Raw genomic sequence first — 26,489 nt, forward strand, 5'->3', positions numbered from 1 at the left:
AAAGGAGCAATACTGATGAAAGAGAGAATTATTACTGGGGTTATTGCTGGCTTAGCGTTTATTTTATTGATTATTATTGGTGGTTTACCATTTACACTATTTATTATGCTATTAGCCTCAATTGCGATGATAGAATTGTTAAGAATGAAGCATATCTCCCCATTTTCCATTATGGGTATTTTAAGTCTGTTATTTATGTGGGTACTCCTAATACCAAATCAGTGGATAGAACCATATATCTCTCATATTAATAGAACTGAGTTATTTTTAGCTTTTATTATTATCTTTCTAGCAATAACTGTTATTAGCAAAAACTGTTTTACGTTTGATGAAGTTGGATTTGTTATTATTTCTTCTGTCTATGTTGGATTTGGGTTTCGCTTTTTGATTGAAACTAGACTTGCAGAACTTGGGTTATGGCTTGTGTTTTTTGTTTTATTTTTAATATGGGCAACAGATTCTGGGGCCTACTTCTTTGGGAGAGCAATTGGGAAGCGGAAATTGTGGCCTGATATTAGTCCTAAAAAAACGATTGAAGGTTCAATCGGTGGAATTGGATGTGCTCTAGCAGTTGGTCTGATTTTTAATTTGCTTGTTCCTATATTTGATTCTTTATTTACGGTTGTCTTAATAAGCATAGTTGTTTCGATTGTTGGACAACTGGGTGATCTAGTTGAATCGGCATTAAAAAGGCATTATTCTGTAAAGGATTCTGGAAATGTTTTACCAGGTCACGGTGGCATTTTAGACCGCTTTGATAGCTTAATATTTGTTATGCCAGTACTATATTTATTCCATTTTATATAATAACCTGGCTAAACACTTCTTTTTTATTAAGTAAACAATACATAAATATAAGATTGTCTATTTCAATGTTATGAGGAGTATATAAATGAAAAAAATAAGTTTGTTAGGGTCAACTGGTTCAATAGGAACCCAGACATTAGAGGTGATAAGAAAACACCCGGACAAGTTTAGTCTTGAAGCGCTATCGATTGGAAGGAATATCGATTTGGGCTTAAAGCAAATACATGAGTATAAGCCTAAGCTTGTATCCGTACAATTTAAAGAGGATTATAATAAACTTCTTAAAGAAATACCAAAGGATGTACAGTTACTTTATGGGGCAGAAGGTTTAGAAGAGGTAGCAGCGAATAATGATGCTAATATTTTAGTAAATGCTGTACTTGGTAGTGTAGGGTTAAAGCCTACATTATCTGCTATTAAAGCAGGTAAGACGATTGCAATTGCTAACAAAGAAACATTAGTTACTGCAGGTCATATTGTAACGAGCGAGGCCAAAAAATACAACGTTCAGCTTTTACCAATTGATAGTGAACATTCAGCTATTTTTCAATGTTTACAGCAAGAAAATCTAGTAGAGGTTGAGAAGTTAATTCTTACTGCCTCAGGCGGTAGTTTTCGAGATAGAGATCGCTCCGAGTTGAAAGATGTTACTGTTAAAGACGCACTAAATCATCCTAATTGGTCAATGGGAGCAAAAATAACCATTGATTCAGCAACGATGATGAACAAAGGTCTTGAGGTTATAGAAGCTTTTTGGTTGTTTCAGATGCCCTATGATAAAATTGAGGTCATTCTTCACAAAGAAAGTATCATACATTCTATGGTCGAGTTTGTAGATAGTAGTGTTATTGCTCAATTAGGTACTCCGGATATGAAAGTACCAATTCAATATGCGTTAACTTATCCTAATAGAATTAAATTTCAAGACCCTAATCGTTTAAAGCTATGGGAAGTGGGGAAATTACATTTTGCTAAACCTTCGTTTGACCGATATCGCTGTCTACGTTTTGCTTACGATGCTGGAAAGTCTGGTGGAACCATGCCCGTTGTATTAAATGCAGCAAATGAAGAAGCCGTTTCATTATTTTTAGATGGTAAAATTTCTTTCCTCCAAATAGAAGAAGCTATCGAACGGGCATTACTTGCACATCAAAATATAATTTTTCCAACTTTAGAAGTCATCCAAGAAATTGATGAAGAAACAAGAAAGTTTGTTCGAAATGTAATGGTTAAATAATAGATCGCAATGAAGAAGATCATTGTGAAATAAATGTAAAGGTTGTGATCAGGATGAACACCTTAATTTCCATTATTATTATTTTTGGGTTGTTAGTATTCATTCACGAACTTGGACACTTAATTTTCGCTAAAAGAGCAGGTATTTTATGTAGAGAGTTTGCAATTGGTTTTGGTCCTAAACTTTTTTCATTTAAAAAAGATGAGACGGTTTATACTATTCGCTTACTACCATTAGGTGGGTTTGTGAGAATGGCTGGAGAAGATCCAGAGATGATCGAAATCAAACCAGGCTATCAAATTGGTTTAGTTTTTACACCAACAGGAAAAGTGAAGGATATTGTTATTAATAATAAATCCAAGTATCCTAATGCAAGGGTTATTACTGTAGAAAAGATTGATTTAGAACATCAATTATATATTCAAGGTTATGACGAAGATAATGAGTTTCGAACATATTATGTAGATCCAAAAGCAGATTATATTTATGATGAACAACGCACACAAATTGCACCACATAATAGACAATTTGGTTCTAAAACTTTGTCACAAAGGGCGATTGCTATTTTTGCAGGACCTTTTATGAACTTTGCGTTAGCTGCAGTAATTTTAATGGCTTTTTCCTTAATTCAAGGAATGCCAGTTAATAAACCGATTGTAGGCGATGTAATTCCTGATGGAGCAGCTATTGAAGCAGGACTTCAAAAAGGTGACTTAGTAGTAGCGATTGATGGTAAACCACTTGAAACATGGGATGATCTAACAAGCGTGATACAAAAAAGTCCGAATCAAGAACTTACATTTATGATCAATCGTAACGGTGAAGTATTTAGTGTGGCCATTGTTCCTGATGAACGAATAGGTGTTAACGAACAAAAAGATGGTTTTATAGGGGTTTATCCTCCTACTGAATTTGCTCTCTTTGGATCAATTATGTTTGGTTTAACTCAAACGTATGAATACATTGTACTTATAATTGAGAGTTTAGGAATGTTAATTACAGGCCAATTCACACTCGACCATTTATCTGGTCCAGTTGGAATATATAATTATACTGGTCAAGCAGCCGAGATGGGGATTTTAGTATTAATGCAATGGGCTGCGATATTGAGTGTAAACTTAGGTATTATTAATTTATTACCTCTGCCTGCATTAGACGGTGGGAGGTTGATTTTCATTGGTATAGAAGCTGTCCGTGGAAAACCAATTGATCCACAAAAAGAAGGTATTGTTCATTTCGTCGGCTTTGCACTTCTGATGTTGCTAATGTTAGTAGTTACTTGGAATGATATTAATAAGTTCTTTTTGTAAATATTAAAATAGTCACTATTATAAATCTAGAAACTATTTAGTGCTTTATTAATCAAACTGATTTGAACTTAAGGGTCATAGACCCCCACCTCTAAGCGTAGCGTAGGTGGGAACTTCCATTCAGGTGGAGTTGAGACTCCATCTGAATTTCCGATGTTCTTGCGAAGCTAGAACGAGTTCTCTAGAAATTATAACTTTCTAAAGGTGGAAAGTGCCGAGCTTTGCTTATACTCGCTTTAGTTCCTTACCCCTATTACATGAAACCATGTAGCGTGTTTCTTGTAATAGGGCTTTCGCTACTGACAGAGTCGCTCGCGCTTATTGTAATAATAGTATCAAATATTTTAGTTGTTAATTTAGAATTTCATAATACAGATATTTGGGACTGAAATGTTATATATAGTTGAATAACTCCATTTACAGCTATATAGTTTGATGTTGCTCGATTAATAAAATTATGAAATTAATTAAATTGAAATAATAATAGAGGTGTTTGTATGAGGCAAAATCATTTTTTAAGTCCAACCTTGAGGGACGTACCCTCTGATGCAGAAGTGACTAGTCATCAGTTGATGTTGCGTGCTGGATTAATAAGACAGACTGCATCAGGTTTATATTCATTTTTACCACTTGGGATGCGCGCTCTTCAAAAGGTTGAAAATATAGTTCGACAAGAAATGGATGAAGCAGGGGCACAAGAACTCCTTATGCCTGCTATTCAACCAGCAGAACTTTGGCAAGAAAGTGGGCGTTGGGACGCATATGGTCCAGAATTGATGCGCTTTAATGATAGACACAGTCGAGAATTTGCCTTGGGCCCAACACATGAAGAAGTAATAACAACCATAGTAAGAGATGATGTTAAATCATATAAAAGGTTACCGATGAACTTATATCAAATTCAAACAAAATTTAGAGATGAAAGAAGACCACGCTTTGGAGTGTTAAGATCTCGAGAATTCCTTATGAAAGATGCATATTCTTTTGATATAAATCAAGAAGGCTTAGATAAGAGCTATGAGAAAATGTATGAAGCATATACGAATATTTTTACTAGGTGCGGGTTAGACTTCCGTGCAGTTGTAGCTGATTCTGGTGCAATTGGTGGAAAAGACACTCATGAATTCATGGTACTTTCAAGTATAGGGGAAGACACTATAGCCTATTCAAGTGAAAGCAACTATGCCGCCAATATTGAAATTGCTCCTGTTGTCACACAGTATGAAAAAAGTGACGAAGTTTTACTAGATCTTGAAAAGTTTGATACACCAGAACTAAAAACAATTGAAGAACTTGAAAGTTCTTTATCAGTAAGTAAAGAAAAGTTGATTAAAGCAGTTCTGTTTATCGTTGACGAAAAGCCAGTATTAGTATTAGTACGTGGTGATCATGAAGTAAACGATGTGAAAATTAAGCATTATTACGAAGCTAAAAAGGTAGAATTAGCGACAGCAGAACAAACCATTGAATTTATGAAATGTGAACCTGGTTTTATTGGCCCAGTTGAAGTGTCAAAAACTGTTGATGTAATAGCTGATTTTGCAGTAGAAGTTATCGTTAATGGAATTTGTGGTGCTAATGAAAAGGACAAACACTACAAAAATGTAAATCCAAACAGAGATTTTATAGTTAAACAATTTCTTGATTTACGATTTATTAAAGAAGGTGACCCTTCTCCTGATGGCAAAGGATTAATTCGTTTTGCTGAAGGTATTGAAGTTGGGCATGTTTTTAAATTAGGTACTCGTTATAGTGAAGCGATGGGTGCTAATTTCCTAGATGAAAACGGCAAATCAAAACCAATGATTATGGGTTGTTACGGAATTGGTATTTCGCGTACAGTTGCGGCAATTATTGAGCAAAATCATGATGAAAAAGGAATTGTATGGCCAACATCTGTAGCTCCATTTGATCTTCATCTAATTGCGGTTAACTTGAAAAATGTCGAACAAAAAGAGTTGTCAGAAAACCTATATAAACAGTTAAAGCAAGAAGGTTACGATGTACTATTCGATGATCGTGCTGAAAGACCAGGTGTGAAATTTACTGATGCTGACCTTATCGGTTTACCTGTACGGATTACAGTTGGGAAGAAGGCAACAGAAGGAATTGTTGAAGTGAAAATTCGTAAATCTGATGAGGTTATAGAAGTTCACACTGACCAACTTCTATCTACATTAGAAGATTACATTAAACGACAAGGTTAAAATAGTTCTAAGAATAACATAAATGGTACCTTGCTAGGTGGGGGTACCATTTACTATGTAAACAAAAATAAAGAAGGGGGATCATAATGAACGAAGACAGACGTATACGCATGGAACGGTTTCAATTACTCCTCCAGCAAATATTATTTCCTGAAGACCTTACACAACAGTTTTTAAATAATGGCGTTATCCATAAACTATCAATTTTTAAAAATGAAAAAAAATGGCAATTTGATTTCGAATTTGAAAGAATATTACCCTTTCATGTCTTTCAACTATTTCATAATCGAATAGGACAAGCTTTTAGTCATATAGCATCGGTATCGTTTACTATTCGTTATACTGATACAAAAGTTGACAATAAAGTTGTTTTGAGTTATTGGCCATATCTTGTAGAATGCTTAGAAGGTTTTTCCCCATCAATTATTCAATTTCTAAAAGGGCAAACCCCAGTCATTGAAGGCAATAAATTATCGATAAATGTAAGAAATGAAACAGAGGCTATCGCCTTAAGTAGAAAGCTTAAAGAACCTATTAAAGAATCTTTTTTAAAACTTGGTTTTCCGAACTATCAAGTAGAAACAGTTGTCAAAGAATCAAAGAAAGAGTTCCAACAATTTGTGGAACAAAAAGAACAAGAAGATCATTCGAAAATGGTTGCAGCTATGATTGAAAAGCAAAAACAAGAAAAAAGAGCAGAGAAAATGATTCAGTCAAGTGAAGCATTGACAATAGGTTATCAAATTAAAGATGATATCGTACCAATTGAAACTATCCAAGATGAAGAAAAGAAGATTACAGTTCAAGGGTATGTATTTGATGCGGAGACACGTGAATTAAGAAGTGGGCGAACGCTATTAACATTTAAGATCACAGATTATACTGACTCAATTCTTGTTAAAATCTTTTCAAATGATAAAGAAGATGTGCCCCTTCTCCAAGCAGTAAAAAAAGGTATTTGGGTTAAGGTTCGAGGCGGAGTTCAACATGACACGTTTGTTCGCGATTTAGTAATGATTGCTAAAGACATTAATGAAGTAAAGCCTCCGGAAAAACAAGATTTAGCTCCAGATGATGAAAAGCGAGTGGAATTACACCTCCACACTCCAATGAGTCAAATGGATGCAGTCACTTCATGTAGTCGTTTAGTAGAGCAAGCTAGTAAATGGGGCCATAAAGCTATTGCTATTACAGACCATGGCATCGTTCAATCATTCCCAGAAGCCTATGGTGCTGGAAAAAAACATGGGATTAAAATATTATATGGAGTTGAAGCAAACTTAGTTGATGATGGTGTGCCTATTGCGTATAACACGCAAAAAAGATTACTAAGTGAGGAAACTTATGTAGTATTTGACGTTGAAACCACAGGGTTATCCGCTGTCTATAATACGATTATAGAACTTGCCGCTGTAAAAATTAAAAATGGTGAAATTATCGATCGATTTGAATCATTTGCAGATCCTCATGAAAAGTTAACGAATACGATCATTGACTTAACAGGAATTACCGATGATATGTTAGTTGGTGCTCCAGAGATTGAAGATGTTCTTAAAGACTTCAAAGAATGGATTAATGACGATATTTTAGTTGCTCATAATGCAAGTTTCGATATGGGCTTTATTAATGCCGGATTTCGAAAAATAGGTTTTAGTGATTGTGAAAATCCAGTTATTGATACATTAGAATTGGCTAGGTTCCTTTATCCAGAATTGAAAAATCATCGACTGAATAATCTTTGTAAAAAGTTTGATATTGAGCTAGTTAGTCACCACCGTGCAATTTATGACGCAGAAGCAACCGGCTATTTGTTATGGAAGTTAGTTAAAGATTGTATTGAAAAAGAAATATTGTACCATGATCGTCTAAATGACAATATGGGTAAAGGGGACTTCCATCGCTTAAGACCTTCTCATTGTATTCTACTAGCAAAAACCCAAGTAGGATTAAAGAATCTATACAAACTTGTTTCTTATTCGCATCTTGAGTTTTTCCATAGGACGCCTAGGATCCCAAGATCTTTATTAGAGAAGTATCGAGAGGGAATTATAGTTGGCTCTGGTTGTGATAAAGGCGAAGTTTTTGAAGCGATGATGCAAAAGTCCAGTGATGAAGTTGAAAAGGCTGCTAAATTTTATGACTACCTTGAAGTTCAGCCACCTTCGAATTATTATCACTTAATTGAAAAAGAGTTAGTTCGTGATGAATTGGCATTAAAAGAAATAATCAAAAATATCGTTTCTTTAGGTGAAAAATTAAATATACCTGTTGTTGCAACTGGAAATGTTCATTATTTGCATCCAAATGACGGTATTTACCGTAAAATTTTAATTGCTAGCCAAGGTGGAGCGAATCCATTAAATAAACAAAAACTACCGGAAGTTCATTTTCGTACAACTGACGAAATGTTGGAGTGTTTTCAATTTTTAAGTAAGGAAAAAGCAAAAGAGGTTGTCGTAACAAATACTCAAAAAATTGCTGATGAAATAGAAGTTTTAAAGCCAATTCCAGATGATTTATATACACCTAAAATTGAAGGTGCTGATGAAGAAATAAGGCAGATGAGCTATGGACGTGCAAGAAGTATTTATGGAGAGAATTTGCCGGAAATCGTTGAGGCAAGACTTGAAAAAGAATTAAAGAGTATTATCGGTCATGGATTTGCTGTTATATATTTAATCTCTCATAAACTTGTTAAAAAATCTTTAGATGACGGTTATCTTGTTGGTTCACGTGGATCGGTAGGTTCTTCTTTAGTTGCAACGATGACAGAAATTACGGAAGTAAATCCACTACCACCACATTACGTATGTCCAAGTTGTAATCACTCTTACTTTTTTGATGATGGTTCTGTAGGTTCTGGATTTGACCTACCAGATAAAGATTGCCCAGAGTGCGGTACGAAATACGTAAAAGATGGACATGATATTCCTTTCGAAACATTCCTTGGTTTCAAAGGGGATAAAGTTCCTGATATCGATCTTAATTTTTCTGGAGATTATCAGCCAAGGGCTCATAATTATACAAAAGAACTGTTCGGTGTTGAATATGTTTATCGCGCAGGTACAATTGGTACTGTTGCTGAAAAAACAGCATACGGATATGTGAAGGGATATCAAAGTGATTTTAACTTGCAAATGCGAGGAGCTGAGATTGACCGTCTTGTATCTGGATGTACAGGAGTGAAACGAACGACCGGTCAACACCCTGGTGGAATTATTGTTGTTCCAGACTATATGGAAATTTTTGATTTTTGTCCAATCCAATTTCCCGCTGACGATAAAACATCAGAATGGAAAACAACACACTTTGATTTTCACTCTATTCATGATAATTTATTAAAATTAGATATTCTTGGACACGATGACCCAACCGTAATACGTATGCTACAAGATTTAAGTGGTATTGATCCGAAGACGATTCCAACTGATGACCCTGAAGTATTTAAATTATTTAGTGGAACTGAATCTCTCGGAGTTTCAGAAGAACAAATTATGTGTAAAACTGGCACATATGGTATACCAGAGTTTGGAACCAAATTTGTTAGACAGATGCTTGAAGAAACAAAGCCTTCTACATTTAGCGAACTTGTCCAAATCTCAGGATTATCACATGGGACAGATGTTTGGTTAAATAACGCAAATGAATTAATTCAAGACGGGACATGTGTCTTAAAAGAAGTAATTGGTTGTCGTGATGATATTATGGTTTATTTAATTTATAAAGGTTTAGAACCTTCTTTAGCTTTTAAAATTATGGAGAGCGTACGTAAAGGTAAAGGTTTAAGTGAAGAATGGATTGAAGAAATGAAGAAAAACAATGTTCCTAATTGGTATATAGGATCTTGTTTGAAGATAAAATATATGTTCCCGAAGGCGCACGCCGCTGCTTATGTATTAATGGCGGTTCGAATTGCCTATTTTAAAGTTCACCACCCTATTTTATTTTACGCAGCTTATTTTACTGTTAGAGCTGATGACTTTGATTTAGATACGATGGTAAGAGGATCAGCGTCAATTCGTGTGAAAATCGAAGAAATTGCTGCAAAGGGATTAGATGCGTCACCTAAGGAGAAAAGTTTACTCACAGTTCTTGAACTTGCATTAGAAATGTGTGAAAGAGGATTTTCGTTTAAAAAGGTAGATCTTTATCGTTCGAGTGCTACAGAGTTTTTAGTAGAAGATAAAACACTAATACCTCCTTTTAATGCAATGACAGGGGTTGGAACGAATGCTGCAATAAACATCGTAAAAGCACGAGAAAGTGGAGAATTTCTTTCAAAAGAAGATCTCCAGCAGCGTAGTAAAATTACAAAGACAGTGTTAGAAAATTTAGATGAGCATGGTTGTCTTGAAGGTTTACCAGAATCAAATCAATTGTCACTTTTCTAACGGGAATTACATCATAACTCTAACCACCTTGCATAAATTTAGGGTTTATGTTATATTTTTGAGGTAATACTTAGAATAGGTGCACACAAAAAGAGTGGGGAAACCCACTCTTTCGTTTTACTGTAAGAAGACTTACATAAAAAAATGGTGAAAATATAAGTCAAACTAACTTCTTTTTTTATTTTGAAAATGTTCGTTATTAGTCGACATATATTGATGTTTTTTTGATTGGGTATAATAAAAATGGAGAACTCGTTCTAGCTTCGCTAGAACATCGAAAATTCAGATGGAGTCTCAACTCCACCTGAATGGAAGTTCCCACCTACGCTACGCTTAGAGGTGGGGGTCTATGACCCTTAAGAACAAATCATTTGATTAAAGCCTTATTCTATCATTATTAATCAGTAAGCTTGGTTTAGTTTGAAGAATTACCATAATTATTTGCCCAATAAGTTTACTTGTAAGGAGGGACAACAATGAGTAAGAATGTAACTGGTATTGTAGAACAATTAGTTTTGCCTATTCTAAATGAAATGCAACTAGAGCTAGTCGATGTTGAATTCAAAAAAGAAGGGAAAAATTGGTTTTTACGTGTGTTTATTGACTCTGAAAATGGTGTAGATATTGAAGACTGCGGAACAGTAAGTGAACGATTGAGTGAACTATTAGACGAAAAAGACCCAATAACTCAAGCATATTTCCTTGAAGTTTCATCTCCTGGAGCTGAGCGTCCACTTAAGAAAGAGAAGGATGTTGAAAAAGCGATAGGTAAGAACATTTATGTAACTACATATGAACCAATACAAGGAGAAAAGGTATTTGAAGGCAAGTTAGTAACATTTGATGGAAAAGACTTAACTATTTCCACTAAACAAAAAACGAGAACCATTAATGTGACAATTCCTTATGAAAAAGTTGCTAGTGTAAGACTGGCTGTTGTTTTTTAAGTTAAATAAGTTCTACACTTAAGATACCAAGCACTTTTCTTAAAATCGAAAGGGGGAGAAATGCTCCATGAATAGTGATTTTATGGATGCGTTAACGACGTTAGAAAAAGATAAGGGAATTAGCAAAGAGATTATTATTGAAGCTATTGAAGCAGCGTTAATTTCCGGTTATAAACGAAACTTTAACCAGGCTCAAAATGTACGTGTTGACATAAACCGAGAAAATGGTAGTATTCGTGTTTTTGCTAGAAAACAAGTGGTTGAAGAAGTATTTGACTCTAGATTAGAAATCTCAGAAGAAGCTGCTAAAGCAATAAATCCTCAATATGAAGTTGATGATATTGTAGAAATTGAAGTGACTCCAAAAGATTTCGGTCGTATTGCAGCTCAAACTGCAAAACAAGTTGTTACTCAGCGAGTTCGTGAAGCTGAAAGAGGAATAATTTATGCAGACTTTATTGACCGTGAAGAAGATATAATGACTGGGATTGTTCAACGACAAGATAGTCGTTTTATTTATGTAGACTTAGGTAAAGTTGAAGCCCTACTACCATTAACTGAACAAATGCCTAATGAAACTTATAAGCATAACGATCGCATTAAGGCCTACATAACAAAGGTTGAAAAAACAACAAAGGGTCCTCAAATTTTAATATCAAGGACTCATCCAGGATTATTAAAAAGACTTTTTGAATTAGAAGTACCAGAAATTTATGATGGTACGGTTGAGATTAAGTCTGTTGCCCGTGAAGCTGGAGATCGTTCGAAAATTTCAGTCCATGCTGAAAACCCAGAAGTTGATCCTGTTGGTTCTTGTGTTGGTCCAAAGGGGCAGAGAGTTCAAACCATTGTTAATGAACTTAAAGGTGAGAAAATTGACATTGTTCGTTGGTGTGAAGACCCGATTGAATATGTTGCAAACGCATTAAGTCCTGCTAAAGTTCTGCAAGTAAAAGTAGATGAAGAAGAGAAAATGACTCAAGTTATTGTTCCCGATTATCAATTATCTTTAGCTATCGGAAAAAGAGGGCAAAATGCTCGATTAGCGGCTAAATTAACAGGTTGGAAAATTGACATAAAGAGTCAATCTGATGCAGAAAGCCTTGGATTGTATCCAAGTGAAAGTGAAGAGGTTAATCAACAAGAAGAAAGCTTTGAAGAGCTAGAGTAAAAGGGTGGATCGGCTATGAAAAAACGCAAAATTCCACTTCGTAAATGTGTTGTTACAAATGAGATGAAGCCTAAAAAAGAATTAATTAGGATTGTACGTACTCCTGAAGGCGAAGTCGTTATTGACTCTACAGGTAAAAAGTCCGGTAGAGGTGCATATGTAAGTAATAGTCAAGAATGTTTTGAAGAGGCAAAAAAGAAAGATGTTTTTTCCCGACACTTAAATGTAAAAGTAAGCAGTGAAATATATGACCAACTTATCAAAGATCGAATTAAAGGAGATTCTCAATGAAGCAGCCACAATGGTTTTCCCTTCTAGGTCTTGCTACAAGGGCTAGAAAACTAGTTACTGGGGAAGAACTTGTAATAAAAGGTATACGGAAGAAAAATGTTTATCTTGTGATAGTGGCAGATGACGCCTCTTTATCAACAAAAAAGAAAATTCAAGATAAATGTAATTTTTATAATGTCCCTTTAAAATTTACAGGTAATAGAGAGATGCTAGGTTCAGCAATTGGAAAACATGAACGTGTTGTAGTGGGTGTAATTGACGAAGGATTTGCCACTAAGCTCCTTTCAATTCTTTAAATAAACTTGTTGAAATGCTGGATGAACAAAACCATGTTCACAAGGGAGGAAAGCAAATGAAAAAGATGCGAGTATATGAATATGCAAAAGAGAAGAACATTTCTAGTAAAGAAATAATTGAAAAATTAAAAACGTTAAATATCGAGGTAACTAACCATATGTCAGTAATTACTGAAGAAGCTATGAAAAAGTTAGAAGTTGAACCAGTAGAAAACGAAGGTAAAAAAAGTGTTTCTAATGCTCATCCAAATGAGGGAAAAGGAAGCAACGAAAAAAGCCCTTCCGTAAACAATAATAAGAAAAATGACCAAGCTATAAAAAATAATCAATCGAAAAGAAATGATAAAAAACGTAACAATAAAAATAACCAAAAATCATTCCAAGTAGATAAGAAAGAAAATGTGAAAACTATGCCTAATAAAATTACTTATTCTGGATCCGTTACAGTTGGAGAATTAGCTAAAAAGCTTCATAAAGAACCATCAGAGCTTATTAAAAAATTAATGTTTCTTGGGGTTATGGCTACCATTAACCAAGAGATAGATAAAGATTCAATTGAATTAATAGCTAGTGATTATGGTGTTGAAGTAGAAGAAGAAATCATTTTAGAAGTAACGGATTTTGAGCGCTATGAAGAAGATGACGATCCAAAGGATATAAAGGAAAGACCACCAGTTGTTACTATTATGGGGCATGTCGATCATGGAAAAACAACTCTTCTAGATTCGATTCGCCACACAAAAGTAACAGCAGGTGAAGCTGGTGGGATCACTCAACACATAGGTGCTTATCAAGTAGAAGTTAATGATAAGAAAATTACTTTTCTAGACACTCCAGGACATGCTGCATTTACAACAATGCGAGCTCGTGGAGCACAAGTAACTGATATTACTATATTAGTTGTTGCAGCCGACGATGGAGTGATGCCGCAAACTGTTGAAGCAATTAATCATGCAAAAGCAGCAAAAGTTCCTATTATCGTTGCTGTTAATAAAATGGATAAGGAAGCTGCAAACCCTGATCGCGTGATGCAAGAGTTAACAGAACATGGCCTAGTAGCTGAAGCTTGGGGTGGAGATACGATTTTTGTTCCTGTTTCTGCACTTAAAGGCGAAGGTATTGATGAGTTGTTAGAAATGATTCTATTAGTCGCTGAAGTTGAAGAATATAAAGCGAATCCAAAAGCTTACGCACGTGGAACTGTAGTTGAAGCAGAATTGGACAAAGGTCGAGGAGCCGTAGCAACATTACTTGTTCAATCAGGAACATTGCACGTGGGTGATCCTATTGTTGTTGGAAACACGTTTGGACGTGTCCGTGCAATGGTAAATGATATTGGACGACGTGTTAAAACAGCAGGACCTTCAGCACCTGTAGAAATTACAGGTCTTAGTGATGTTCCGCAAGCTGGAGATCAATTTTTAGTTTTTAAAGACGAGAAAACAGCTCGTTCAGTTGGTGAAGCTCGTGCGGTGAAACAGCGTGAAGCTGAGCGTTCTGAAAATAGTAGAGTAAGCTTAGATGACTTATTTAACCAGATCCAACAAGGTGACATCAAAGAAATTAATGTCATTATTAAAGGCGACGTTCAAGGTTCTGTAGAAGCAATGAAAGGTTCACTAGAGAAAATTGATGTTGAAGGTGTAAAAGTTAACATTATCCATACGGGTGTAGGTGCTATTACTGAATCCGACATTATTTTAGCAAGTGCTTCAAATGCAATTGTAATTGGCTTTAATGTACGTCCTGACGTAAATGCAAAACGTACAGCTGATAGTGAAAAAGTAGATATTAGATTACATCGGGTTATTTATAATGCGATTGACGAAATTGAAGCTGCAATGAAGGGTATGCTTGATCCAGAATTTGAAGAAAAAGTAATTGGGCAGGTTGAAGTTCGTACAACGTTTAAAGTCTCAAAAGTAGGAACGATTGCCGGTTGTTATGTTACTGAAGGAAAAGTTACTCGTGATTCGACAGTTCGCCTAATTCGTGATGGTATTGTTATTTATGAAGGGAAAATTGATGCACTTAAACGCTTTAAAGATGATGTTAAAGAAGTTGCAACTAACTATGAGTGTGGAATTACTCTTGAAAGATTCAATGATATTAAAGAAGGCGATATTATTGAGGCATATGTCATGGAGGAAATTAAACGTTCATGATTGGATCTGTAACATGTGAATGTGTCATTTATGATGTGCAGTCACTGAAACAGAAACGATCCGTACTTAAAAGTATAATAAGCCGTTTAAAGCAAAGGCTAAATATAGCAGTATCAGAAACTGGTTATCAAAACTTATGGCAACGTGCAGAAATTTCTATCGTTACTGTTGCAAGTGATAAGGTAGTAGTTGAAAAAGAATTAAATAAAGCTTTGGCTATGATTGATTCAACTCCTGAAATTGAGCGAACCATCACAAACTTTGAATGGTTTTAATAGTTCAAGAAGTCTAATTATGCTAGAGGATTGTTAATAAGGCGAAAGCGACCCGGTCACGAGAGTAAGTAGCTGGAGCTAGACAACTTTACAATCTTAGAATTTTATAAATTCTTATCTTTTAAGATAAACTAAAGCTTTCGTTATAAAATGCGAAAAGCACAAGGTGCTCTATTGAGGTGATATAAATGAGTGTTCGTCCAAATCGTGTTGCAGAACAAATTAAAAAGGAAATGACTGACATTCTTCAAAGGGAACTTAAGGATCCAAGAATAGGATTTGTTACGGTTACAGGAGTGGAAGTTACCGGAGATCTACAACAAGCAAAAATCTTTATTACAGTTCTTGGGAATGACGAGCAAAAAGAAGCTACTTTACAAGGTCTTTCCAAAGCAACTGGTTTTATTCGTTCGGAAATTGGGAAGAGAATTAGGTTAAGAAAAACACCTGAACTTCTTTTCAAGTTTGACGAGTCAATCGATTATGGCAATAAGATCGAATCTTTACTTGGAGAAATTAATCGTCAGAACGATCAATAATAATGGACAAAGGGGATAGTAGTTTGCTATCCTCTTTCCTCTGTATATAATTATAAAAAATGGATTGAAGTGGTGAAAAAAATGGAACTACAAGGAATATTACCTTTACATAAACCGAAAGGGATGACCTCTCACGATTGTGTAGCTAAATTAAGAAGAATTTTAAAGACGAGAAAAATTGGTCATACCGGAACACTAGATCCAGAGGTTACTGGAGTACTTCCGATTTGTATTGGGAGAGCCACTAAAGTTGCACAATATATGTCTGATTATTCGAAAACATATGAGGGTGAGGTTACTATTGGCTTTTCGACAACTACAGAAGATTTTACAGGTGAAAAGCTTGAGGAAAAAGTTGTTGAAAGGTTATTTTCTTGCCAAGAAATAAACGAAGTATTACAATCTTTTACAGGTGAAATAGAACAGATCCCTCCAATGTATTCGGCGGTAAAGGTTAAAGGGAAAAAGCTCTATGAATACGCCCGAGAGGGAAAGACAGTTGAGCGTCCAGTACGACATGTAAACATACATGAATTGACTTTGTTAACAGAACCGTTACTTATTGATGGAAATAAAGTGAAATTCTCTTTTCGTGTCCATTGTAGTAAAGGAACGTACGTGCGAACACTAGCTGTGGATATAGGGAAAAAACTTGGTTATCCTGCTCATATGTCGGCACTTGTTCGGACTGTATCAGGTCCCTTTCAATTAGAGCACTGCCTTACTTTTGAAGAAATAGAAAATAAATTTACAAATAATGAACTCCAAGCTTCACTACTGAAAATTGATGATGCACTTTCATTTTTAAAACGGATCGTTGTAAATGATGCAACAGCACTAAAAGTCATGAATGGAATGGTATTACCTACTCCTTTAGAGATAGATGAAAATCGTTTTACCATTTATAATAAAAATGAAGAATGCTTAGCCATCTATATAAAGCATCCCACTAAACAAGGGTTAATGAAGCCAGAAAAGGTATTGAAAAACGATCAAGTATAAGATAATTGCCGCATAAAAAACGTTTAAATGTAAGAGTTTCATCAATTAACATATTACTATATTGAGGTGGAAATGTTGGAAACAATTGTACTGTCACATCCCCATCAATTAAAAATGGAAAATTGTAAACCAACAGTCATAGCATTAGGTTTTTTTGATGGTGTTCATCTAGGGCATCAAAGAGTAATTCTTAAAGCAAAAGAAATTGCTCAAGAAAAGCAAATGCAAAGTGCAGTTATGACATTTAGCCCTCACCCGAAAGAAGTACTTAGGAAACAAGAGGGGGAAATGTTTTACTTAAGTCCATTGCCAGAGAAAATTGAGCTTATAAGAAAATTAGGTGTAGATGTTTTATATATAGCAGATTTCACCAAAGAATTTGCAAATCTAACACCACAACAGTTTGTAGATATGTATTTAATAGAATTAAATGTAAAGCATGTTGTAGCTGGATTCGACTATTCTTATGGTAAGCTAGGAAAAGGAACGATGGAAACTCTTCCTTTTCATTCTAGAAAATCTTTTTCTCAAACAACAATTCAGAAGGTAGAAAAAGATTTAGAAAAGGTGAGTTCCACTTATATTAGAAAATTATTAGCTAGTGGAGAAGTTTCTCAGGTTCCTGTATATTTAGGGAGATATTATGAAGTTTTAGGTAAGGTTGTCCATGGTGAAAAGCGCGGACGCCGCATTGGCTTTCCGACAGCAAATATTGAAACAGACGGTTACCTATTACCTACAACAGGTGTTTACGCTGTATGTATGAAAGTAGACGGTCGTAATTATGAAGGAGTTTGTAATATAGGATATAAACCAACATTTCATGGAAATAAAAAAATGTACCGTTCTGTTGAAATTCATTTATTTGATTTTAATGACATGATTTACGATAAGGATGTAAGGATTAAATGGATAAAACGGATCAGGAGCGAGCAAAAGTTTCCAACAATTCAAGACCTTATTAACCAAATTGAAATAGATAAAGCAAAAGCTAAGCATATTTTAAATAAATTAAATTTGTGTTCTTGCAATTCATGACAAAACAATGTATTCTATTATATGTACGTTTGTACAAAACCTTTCCTTGGCAAAATCGAGTCACCGACGTTTGCTAGGGATTAGGGGATAAATAATAAGGAGGTGAATTAGGATGGCATTAACTCAAGAGCGTAAAAATGAAATCATTGAAACGTTTAAAGTTCACGATACTGACACTGGTTCTCCAGAGGTACAGATCGCTATCCTAACGGAGCAAATCAATACGTTAAACGGTCATTTACGTACTCACAAAAAGGATCATCACTCACGTCGTGGTCTTTTAAAAATGGTTGGACAACGTCGTAACTTACTTACGTATTTACGTAATAAGGATGTATCGCGTTATCGTAACTTAGTTGATAAGCTCGGTTTACGCCGATAGTAGGAAAAGCGGGATTCGTCCCGCTTTTTTCTTAGTTTTATTTATTGGAAAAAGTTCTTAATTACTGCATAATAAATCTTTGTTAAAAGGCTTTTGAATTTACATATTTAAGGAAATAATAAGGGCTAAGTAATTAATAATTAAATTTTTGAAAACGAGAGGAGTTACTCGTAAAAATGGGACAAGAAACACAAAAGTTTTCGATGAATTGGGCAGGTCGCGAATTATCGTTTGAAATTGGCGAGTTTGCCAAACAGGCAAATGGTGCAGTAATGGTTAGATATGGTGAAACAGCAGTACTTTGTACTGTTACTGCTTCTAAATCACCTAAGCCACTAAATTTCTTTCCACTTACAGTGAACTATGAAGAACGGCTTTATGCTGCTGGTAAAATTCCTGGAGGTTTTATAAAACGAGAAGGCCGTCCAAGTGAAAATGCAATTTTAACAAGCCGCTTAATTGATCGTCCGATCCGACCACTCTTCCCAGAGGGATTCCGTAATGAGGTACAAGTAGTTAGTATTGTTATGAGTATTGATCAAAACTGTTCTTCTGAAATGGCAGCTATGGTCGGATCATCACTAGCATTATGTATTTCAGACATTCCTTTTGATGGTCCAATTGCTGGGGTAACAGTAGGTCGTATTGACGGTGAGTTTATGGTTAACCCTACCACTGAACAATTGGAAAAAAGTGACATCCACCTTGTTGTTGCAGGTACAAAAGATGCTATTAACATGGTTGAAGCTGGGGCAGAAGAAGTATCGGAAGAAGTTATGTTAGAAGCGATTATGTATGGGCATGAGGAGATTAAACGTCTCGTTGCTTTCCAAGAAGAAATAGTTGCAAAACTAGGCAACATTGAAAAAATGGATGTCATCCTTCATGAAATTGATGCAGATTTAAATACATCTGTCCGTGAATTAGCTGAATCGGAATTAAGAGAGGCCGTTCAAGTTCAGGAGAAACATGCGAGACAAGCTGCTATTGATGTAGTTATGGAAAAAGCAGTCGCTCATTTTGAAGAAAATGAAGATATAAATTTAGAAGAAGTAAAAGAAGTTCTTCACAAAATAGTAAAAGAAGAAGTGAGACGATTAATCACGAAAGAAAAGATTCGACCTGATGGTAGAGCTAAAGATGAAATTCGTCCTTTATCTTCTAAAATTGATATTTTACCTAGAACACATGGTTCTGGACTTTTTACGCGAGGTCAAACACAAGCCTTAAGCATTTGTACACTTGGAGCATTAGGAGATGTCCAAATTCTTGATGGGTTAGGAATTGAGGAAACTAAACGTTTTATGCATCACTATAACTTCCCGTTATTTAGTGTTGGTGAAACTGGTCCTATTAGAGGCCCAGGACGAAGAGAGATTGGACATGGCGCCCTTGGTGAGCGAGCTCTAGAACCGATCATTCCTTCTGAAAAAACTTTCCCTTATACCATTCGTCTTGTTTCTGAAGTCTTAGAATCAAATGGTTCTACATCACAAGCAAGTATATGTGCTAGCACATTGGCAATGATGGCAGCGGGAGTCCCGATTAAATCACCAGTAGCTGGGATTGCAATGGGATTAATTTCTGATGGTGAAGACTATACAGTATTAACAGATATTCAAGGTATGGAAGATCACTTAGGTGATATGGACTTTAAAGTAGCCGGAACAAATGAAGGGGTTACTGCTATACAGATGGATATAAAGATTTCCGGTATTAATCGTGAAATTTTACAAGAAGCTTTAGAACAAGCAAGGCAAGGTCGTCTTCAAATTCTTGATAATATGCTTGAGGCAATTAATGAACCGAAGGCTGAGCTTTCTGAATACGCACCAAAAATATTAATGATGAGTATTAACCCAGATAAAATTAGAGATGTGATCGGGCCAAGTGGTAAAGTCATTAATAAGATTATTGAAGAAACTGGCGTGAAAATTGACATTGAACAAGATGGTACAGTATTTATTGCATCGACAAATCAGGATATGAATGCAAAAGCAAAACAAATCATTGAAGATATTGTACGTGAAGTAGAAGTCGGCCAAACTTATTTAGGTACTGTAAAACGTATCGAAAAATTTGGAGCGTTTGTTGAGTTGTTTAAAGGCAAAGATGGACTTGTTCACATCTCTCAACTTGCTGAAGAGCGAGTGAATAAAGTTGAAGACGTTGTTCAAATAGGTGATGAAATCCTTGTAAAAGTAACAGAAGTTGATAACCAAGGAAGAGTAAATTTGTCACGTAAGGCAATACTAAAAGAACAAAAACAAGAAAGTTAACATTAGAGGCTGGGAAATAAACCAGTCTCTTTTCTCTATTCCATTTGTTCTACCTCGTCCAAACAGTGCATATTTTTTAGTACAGGGGGGGACAGTTAATGGTAAAGAAGTTTATTTTACAAATTTGTACATTTTTTATTATAATTGTTTTATCAATTGGCTCCATTCAAAATCCATATACAACGAATTACATACAAGAAATCAAAGCAGATAGTCGATCAGTTGCTACATTTAGTGATCCACTATTTATAGAGTTAAAACAGTACGCCGATGAAAGAAACGTACCACCTATTGATGCAGTCGTTGATAGGGTGTGGAAAGCAATTCCTGGCCTTAATGGGTTAGAGATTGATATTGAGGCTTCTTATGAGAAAATGAGAAAGGACGGAGAATTTTTAGAAAATAGGTTAGTTTATAAACAAGTTCCTCCAACTATTCATTTGAGTGATCTACCTTCAGCTCCAATTTACCGAGGAAATCCTGAAAAAAAAATGGCCACTCTATTAGTTAATGTAGCATGGGGAAATGAATACTTACCACAAATGCTAAAAATTATGAATGCGCATAATGTTAAATCTACTTTTTTCCTAGATGGATCATGGACGAAAAAAAACCCAACATTAGCTAAAATGATTATTGATGAGGGACATGAAATAGGGAATCATGCATATTCACATCCTGATATGAAAAAATTGACTAATGCAAGAATTAGAGAAGAAATTAAAAAGACAAACGAAGTTATTTATGCCATATTAGAAGTAAAGCCGAAATGGTTTGCTCCTCCCAGTGGGAGCTACCGACAAGATGTAGTTGACATAGCAAGAAGTATGGATATGTATACCATATTATGGACAGTTGATACAGTGGATTGGCGTAACCCTGAACCAAGTGCCATGGCACAACGTGTATTACAAAAAGTAGAGCCCGGCTCTATGATTTTAATGCATCCAACATCAAGTGCTACAGGTGGGTTAGAACAATTAATAACTGGGTTAAAAGCAAAAGGATATCAAATTAGTACTGTTTCAAATCTGCTCAGTGAAGAACGAACTTTTAATGGAGATTTTACAGAGGGATATTGAAACAATTTTAGGAGGAAAAAAGATTGATACAAAAGTTTGAAACTCCCAATGGTGTAAGAATAGTACTAGAAAAAATACCAACGGTTAGGTCCGTTTCAATAGGTATTTGGATTGGAACAGGCTCTCGTTTTGAAACAACAGAAGATAATGGTGTATCCCATTTTTTAGAGCATATGTTTTTTAAAGGTACAAAAACACGTTCTGCTAAAGAAATTGCGGAGGCATTTGATGGAATTGGTGGTCAAGTAAATGCTTTTACATCTAAGGAATATACTTGCTATTATGCAAAAGTTTTAGACGATCATGCTAGTATTGCTCTCGATGTACTTTCTGATATGTACTTTCATTCTCTTTTTGAAGAGAAAGAATTAGAAAAAGAAAAAAATGTAGTTCTTGAAGAAATTAAGATGTACGAGGACGCTCCGGACGATATTGTACACGATTTGTTAGCGCAAGCAAGTTTTGGAACTCACTCTTTGGGCTATCCAATATTGGGTACACAACAAACGCTAAAATCTTTTTCTGAACGTACATTAAGAGATTATATGTCCCAACAGTACACCGCTGAAAATGTTGTAATTTCCATTGCTGGAAATGTTGATGAAGATTTTATTGGAAAAGTCGAAGCGATTTTTAAAGATGTTGAGAAAAGTGGTGTAGAGCGTGAGTACGTTACACCTAGTTTTTTAGCAGAAAAACTAGTTAGGAAAAAAGAAACAGAACAAGCGCACCTTTGCTTAGGGTTCGATGGTCTCCCAATTGGACATAAGGATATTTATAGCCTTGTGCTATTAAATAATATTTTAGGTGGAAGTATGAGTAGTCGATTATTTCAGGAGGTAAGGGAGAAAAAAGGGTTAGCATATTCTGTATTTTCTTACCACTCTTCTTACCATGATAACGGAATGTTAACAGTTTATAGCGGAACGGCGCCAAATCAATTAGATGAACTATTTGACACGATGATGGAGACGTTAAACAGTATCAAGAGTCAAGGTATTACTGAAAAAGAATTAACCAAAGGTAAAGAACAATTAAAGGGTAATTTAATGCTTAGTTTAGAAAGTACGAATAGCCGTATGAGCAGAAATGGGAAAAATGAGTTACTACTAAAAAGGCATCGCTCTCTAGATGAAATTATTGATGAAATAAATCGAGTATCGATAACTAACGTAAATAAACTAAGCAAAAACCTTTTTAGCCAGCCATATTCGTTATCTTTAATAAGCCCACAAGGGAAACTACCGACAGGGATTTAATTTATCCCACTCTTAAGGGGCAGGAAGACCCCCACCTCAAAACTTAAGAAAATCGAGAAGTTTAGGTGGGGGATTAACTGCCCCTTAAGGTCCGATATAGAATAACTTTCAACAGTGGGGATGAAGGAAAACCCCACTGATTGAAGTTCAGCTGTATTTTTAAATAGTTAGGGAACACCCAACGAAGGAGAAGAAATTCTACATTGGTTGGAGTTCATCTTAAAAACCTTTAGACAATTCGATGTCTAAAGGTTTTTTAATAGTACTATCTCTAATAATATCTTGAATATGATAATAATATAGAAGGAATTATTAGTAAAGGAAGGATGAGAGTATTATGAGATTAAGTGAGATAAGTGGAAAAGAAATTATTGATTATGATAAAGGTGAAAGACTAGGTATCTTAGGTCAGACAGATCTTGTTATTGATGAGGAAACTGGGAAAATTGAATCTTTTATCATCCCTTCTATGAAGTGGTTTGGTTTAGGGAAAAAAGAAAAAGAAGTAACTGTTCACTGGCGCCAAATTATTAAAATTGGTACCGATATGATAATAATTGATGTAGATAAGAAATAAAGTTAACGATAAACTAAGTAGATTGAAAAATAAAGGGCAACAAAAGGGTGTGAAATCGAAGATGATTTCACACCCTTTTTGTCTTTTTATATTTTGCGCATACATATTGGTTTTAGAGTATCACTGCGCTTTTAGACACTTTTTGTTTTTTCTCGACGCGACTTAACAATCCAAAATAAAATGAATAGTTAAGTACCTTCCCATTCACCAAATAGGTGAATGTTACATAATATGATTTTGAATTAATTATATGGAAGTATTCCCCTGTGTAACGATTTAAAACGCACAACAGTGAGAAAGGGGAGAAACAATGTTAACAGGGAAACATGTTGCGGTTATTGGTGGCGATGCTAGACAGCTTGAAGTGATCCGCAAATTGATTGAGCTTGATGCCAAAATTTCACTAATAGGTTTTGATCAGTTAGATGAAGGTTTTGTTGGAGCTACAAAAGTCCAACTAGAACATGTTGACTTTCGTACAGTTGAAGCAATTGTCTTACCAGTTAGTGGAACTAGCTTAGAAGGTGAAATTGAAACAATTTTTTCAAATGAAAAAATTGTCTTAAAAGTAGATCATTTAAAAGCAACGCCTGAGTATTGTACTGTATTTTCTGGAATAAGTAATCAATATCTAAAAAAAATTGTTAAAGACGCGGATAGAAAGCTGGTAGAACTATTTGAGAGAAATGATGTAGCTATTTACAATTCCATCCCAACGATGGAAGGGACGTTAATGATGGTTATTCAAAACACTGATATTACTATTCATCGTTCTAACGTTGTTGTATTAGGCTTTGGTAGAGTAGGTATGACAGTCGCAAGGGCATTTCATGCTCTTGGTGCAAGTGTGAAAGTGGCTGCAAATCAAAGTAATCTATTAGCTCGAATTTATGAAATGGGGTTTGAGCCAATAGAGTTATCAAAGCTTGAATCGAAAGTAGAGAATACTGATGTATGTATTAATACAATTCCTGCTAAGGTATTAACGGCCAAGATAATTTCAAAAATGCCTACACGATCACTCATTATAGATTTAGCATCTAAACCGGGTGGTACAGATTTTCGTTATGCAGAAAAAAGAGGTATTAAAGCAATGCTTGCACCAGGTCTGCCAGGTATTGTTGCCCCAAAAACAGCAGGGCAAATTATCGCAAATGTTCTTTCGAAGCTTCTCATTGAAGAACAAAACAATATTGAGGAGGATCAATCATGACATTAAAAGGCAAGCATATAGGTTTTGGGTTAACAGGATCACACTGTACGTATAGTGCTGTTCTTCCCGAGATGAAAAAATTGGTTGATGCTGGAGCAAAGGTAACTCCGTTTGTTACGCATGTAGTAAAGACAACGGATACGAAATTTGGAGACAGCGCAGATTGGTTGGCACAAATAAAACAAATTACAAATGAGGAAATTGTAGATACCATTGTAAAAGCAGAACCTTTTGGTCCAAAAACCCCATTAGATTGTATGGTAATCGCGCCGTTAACTGGGAACTCCGCAAGTAAGCTAGCTAACGCTCTTACAGATTCACCGGTTCTAATGGCTGCTAAAGCGACATTAAGAAACTTAAAACCTGTTGTTTTAGGTATTTCTACTAATGATGCCCTAGGATTAAACGGGATGAATATCATGAAATTAATGGCTACTAAAAATATTTATTTTATACCATATGGGCAAGACGATCCTTTTAAAAAACCGAATTCATTAGTAGCTAGAATGAGTTCACTGCAAGATACTATAGAAGCAGCACTTAAAGGAAAGCAAGTACAACCAGTTCTTGTTGAAAGATACAAAGATTCTTAATCTATCTTACGAGAGTCTTAGCGTAAGCACGTTGACCCGTTTTCAATTGCCGAAGAGTATGATAAGATATAACCCATATGTATGGATGTTAGATTTAATACTAAGGCTTTAGTTACTATATAGTATCGTATTTTTCTTGAAGTACGCTATTATATATCCATATTTTTTCATTAGTAGTGAAAAAATATTAAAAAAGTAGGCCTATCCTATACTATTATTAATATATTTAAATGATAGTATATGTAATCAAAAAAGTATTGCTCTAAGGTTTAAACAATTTAAAAAACATTTTTAAATTTAGAAGGGAGTCTTATCATTATGGCAATGAAAACAGGTTTTCACGTAGCAGTAGTTGGAGCAACTGGTGCAGTTGGACAACAAATGTTAAAAACATTGGAAGAACGCAACTTTCCTATCTCAAAACTAACATTACTTTCATCAAAACGATCAGCAGGGAAAAAAGTTATTTTTAAAGGTGAAGAAGTAGTTATTCAAGAAGCTACACCTGAAAGTTTTGAAGGTGTACAAATCGCCTTATTTAGTGCTGGGGGTTCGATTTCAAAAGCATTAGCACCAGAAGCAGTTAAAAGAGGGGCAATTTGTGTAGACAATACAAGTGCATTCCGTATGGACCCTAATACACCGCTAGTTGTTCCTGAAGTAAACGAAGATGCTTTGCATAACCATAATGGCATTATTGCTAATCCCAATTGCTCAACTATTCAGATGGTTGTAGGATTAGAACCAATTCGTAAAAAATATGGTTTGAAAAAAGTTATTGTATCGACGTATCAGGCAGTTAGTGGTGCTGGTGCAAACGCAATTAAGGAAATGAAGGACCAAACAGCATCTATTTTAGAAGAAAAAGAATTTACTCCGGAAATATTACCGTGCGGTAGTGATAAAAAACATTATCAAATTGCATTTAATGCTATCCCGCAAATTGATAAATTCGAAGATAACGGATTTACATTTGAAGAAATGAAAATGATTAATGAAACGAAGAAAATCATGGATATGCCAGATTTACATGTAGCGGCTACATGTGTAAGAATTCCGGTAGAAACAGGACATTCTGAATCTCTGTTTATAGAAGTTGAAAAAGAAGGTTTAACGGTTGCCGAAATGAAAGATTTATTAAAAGTAGCACCAGGTGTAGTCTTAGAAGATGAGCCAGAAAATCAAGTTTATCCAATGGCTATTAATTCTGTTGGAAAAAATGATGTATTTATAGGTAGAATCCGCCAAGATTTAGATAATTCAAAAGGATTTTATATGTGGGTTGTCTCGGATAACTTATTAAAAGGAGCAGCTTGGAATTCAGTTCAAATTGCTGAAAGCTTAGTTAAGCTTGGTTTACTAAAATAAATGTAATCAAGAAATAATGAAGGCTGACGTAAAAAGTGAGATAGCCCATCATCAAGTACA

At 35.1% G+C, this 26,489-nt stretch carries 22 protein-coding genes; all 22 read left to right on the top strand.

Annotation, left to right across the window (positions count from 1 at the left end; genetic code table 11):
- Nucleotides 1-15 precede the first annotated feature (15 nt).
- The 22 genes from BKP45_RS20105 (at nucleotide 16) to asd (ending at nucleotide 26,429) form a co-directional block, all read left to right on the top strand.
- Entirely contained in the window at nucleotides 16-807 is a 792-nt protein-coding gene (locus BKP45_RS20105; protein WP_071390938.1) for a phosphatidate cytidylyltransferase, read from the top strand.
- A gap of 85 nt (nucleotides 808-892) precedes the next feature.
- A complete protein-coding gene (dxr, locus tag BKP45_RS20110; RefSeq protein ID WP_071390939.1) occupies nucleotides 893-2,044 on the top strand; it encodes a 1-deoxy-D-xylulose-5-phosphate reductoisomerase in 1,152 nt (383 codons plus the stop codon).
- 53 nt (nucleotides 2,045-2,097) lie between these two features.
- On the top strand, nucleotides 2,098-3,354 hold the full coding sequence (gene rseP / locus BKP45_RS20115; protein ID WP_071390940.1) for an RIP metalloprotease RseP: 1,257 nt from the start codon (nucleotides 2,098-2,100) through the stop codon (nucleotides 3,352-3,354).
- Between the two features lie 497 nt (nucleotides 3,355-3,851).
- On the top strand, nucleotides 3,852-5,561 hold the full coding sequence (locus BKP45_RS20120) for a proline--tRNA ligase (protein WP_071390941.1): 1,710 nt from the start codon (nucleotides 3,852-3,854) through the stop codon (nucleotides 5,559-5,561).
- A gap of 86 nt (nucleotides 5,562-5,647) precedes the next feature.
- Entirely contained in the window at nucleotides 5,648-9,952 is a 4,305-nt protein-coding gene (locus BKP45_RS20125) for a PolC-type DNA polymerase III (protein ID WP_071390942.1), read from the top strand.
- A 476-nt stretch (nucleotides 9,953-10,428) separates the two neighbouring features.
- Nucleotides 10,429-10,899: a ribosome maturation factor RimP gene (rimP, locus tag BKP45_RS20130; RefSeq protein ID WP_071390943.1), complete on the top strand. Its 471-nt coding sequence runs from the start codon at nucleotides 10,429-10,431 to the stop codon at nucleotides 10,897-10,899.
- Nucleotides 10,900-10,966: 67 nt separating this feature from the next.
- Nucleotides 10,967-12,070, top strand: a complete 1,104-nt coding sequence (gene nusA / locus BKP45_RS20135; protein ID WP_071390944.1) for a transcription termination factor NusA — start codon at nucleotides 10,967-10,969, stop codon at nucleotides 12,068-12,070.
- Nucleotides 12,071-12,085: 15 nt separating this feature from the next.
- Nucleotides 12,086-12,361, top strand: coding sequence for an RNase P modulator RnpM (rnpM, locus tag BKP45_RS20140; protein ID WP_071390945.1), 276 nt, complete (start codon nucleotides 12,086-12,088; stop codon nucleotides 12,359-12,361).
- Complete coding sequence (locus tag BKP45_RS20145; RefSeq protein WP_071309724.1) at nucleotides 12,358-12,657, top strand: YlxQ family RNA-binding protein; 300 nt, start codon at nucleotides 12,358-12,360, stop codon at nucleotides 12,655-12,657. Before rnpM ends, BKP45_RS20145 begins: the two co-directional genes overlap by 4 nt.
- A gap of 56 nt (nucleotides 12,658-12,713) precedes the next feature.
- A complete protein-coding gene (infB, locus tag BKP45_RS20150; protein WP_071390946.1) occupies nucleotides 12,714-14,822 on the top strand; it encodes a translation initiation factor IF-2 in 2,109 nt (702 codons plus the stop codon).
- Nucleotides 14,819-15,097, top strand: coding sequence for a DUF503 domain-containing protein (locus tag BKP45_RS20155; protein WP_071390947.1), 279 nt, complete (start codon nucleotides 14,819-14,821; stop codon nucleotides 15,095-15,097). Before infB ends, BKP45_RS20155 begins: the two co-directional genes overlap by 4 nt.
- Nucleotides 15,098-15,285: 188 nt before the next feature.
- A complete protein-coding gene (rbfA, locus tag BKP45_RS20160) occupies nucleotides 15,286-15,636 on the top strand; it encodes a 30S ribosome-binding factor RbfA (protein ID WP_071390948.1) in 351 nt (116 codons plus the stop codon).
- 81 nt (nucleotides 15,637-15,717) lie between these two features.
- Nucleotides 15,718-16,638 (top strand): tRNA pseudouridine(55) synthase TruB, encoded by a 921-nt coding sequence (truB, locus tag BKP45_RS20165; RefSeq protein WP_071390949.1) that lies wholly within the window; start codon nucleotides 15,718-15,720, stop codon nucleotides 16,636-16,638.
- Nucleotides 16,639-16,713: 75 nt separating this feature from the next.
- Nucleotides 16,714-17,676, top strand: a complete 963-nt coding sequence (ribF, locus tag BKP45_RS20170) for a bifunctional riboflavin kinase/FAD synthetase (protein WP_071390950.1) — start codon at nucleotides 16,714-16,716, stop codon at nucleotides 17,674-17,676.
- Between the two features lie 112 nt (nucleotides 17,677-17,788).
- On the top strand, nucleotides 17,789-18,058 hold the full coding sequence (gene rpsO, locus BKP45_RS20175; protein ID WP_071309718.1) for a 30S ribosomal protein S15: 270 nt from the start codon (nucleotides 17,789-17,791) through the stop codon (nucleotides 18,056-18,058).
- Between the two features lie 176 nt (nucleotides 18,059-18,234).
- A complete protein-coding gene (locus BKP45_RS20180; protein WP_071390951.1) occupies nucleotides 18,235-20,337 on the top strand; it encodes a polyribonucleotide nucleotidyltransferase in 2,103 nt (700 codons plus the stop codon).
- Nucleotides 20,338-20,435: 98 nt separating this feature from the next.
- On the top strand, nucleotides 20,436-21,419 hold the full coding sequence (locus BKP45_RS20185; protein ID WP_071390952.1) for a polysaccharide deacetylase family protein: 984 nt from the start codon (nucleotides 20,436-20,438) through the stop codon (nucleotides 21,417-21,419).
- Nucleotides 21,420-21,442: 23 nt separating this feature from the next.
- Nucleotides 21,443-22,678 carry a M16 family metallopeptidase gene (locus BKP45_RS20190; protein ID WP_071390953.1) on the top strand — a complete coding sequence of 412 codons (1,236 nt, stop codon included), beginning with the start codon at nucleotides 21,443-21,445 and terminating at the stop codon, nucleotides 22,676-22,678.
- A gap of 337 nt (nucleotides 22,679-23,015) precedes the next feature.
- Nucleotides 23,016-23,255, top strand: a complete 240-nt coding sequence (locus BKP45_RS20195) for a YlmC/YmxH family sporulation protein (RefSeq protein WP_071309714.1) — start codon at nucleotides 23,016-23,018, stop codon at nucleotides 23,253-23,255.
- Nucleotides 23,256-23,565: 310 nt separating this feature from the next.
- On the top strand, nucleotides 23,566-24,468 hold the full coding sequence (gene dpaA, locus BKP45_RS20200; RefSeq protein WP_071390954.1) for a dipicolinic acid synthetase subunit A: 903 nt from the start codon (nucleotides 23,566-23,568) through the stop codon (nucleotides 24,466-24,468).
- Nucleotides 24,465-25,061 (top strand): dipicolinate synthase subunit B, encoded by a 597-nt coding sequence (locus BKP45_RS20205; protein ID WP_071309712.1) that lies wholly within the window; start codon nucleotides 24,465-24,467, stop codon nucleotides 25,059-25,061. Before dpaA ends, BKP45_RS20205 begins: the two co-directional genes overlap by 4 nt.
- 324 nt (nucleotides 25,062-25,385) lie before the next feature.
- Nucleotides 25,386-26,429, top strand: a complete 1,044-nt coding sequence (asd, locus tag BKP45_RS20210) for an aspartate-semialdehyde dehydrogenase (protein ID WP_071391048.1) — start codon at nucleotides 25,386-25,388, stop codon at nucleotides 26,427-26,429.
- The last annotated feature ends 60 nt before the right edge of the window (nucleotides 26,430-26,489 follow it).

This window comes from Anaerobacillus alkalidiazotrophicus (assembly GCF_001866055.1).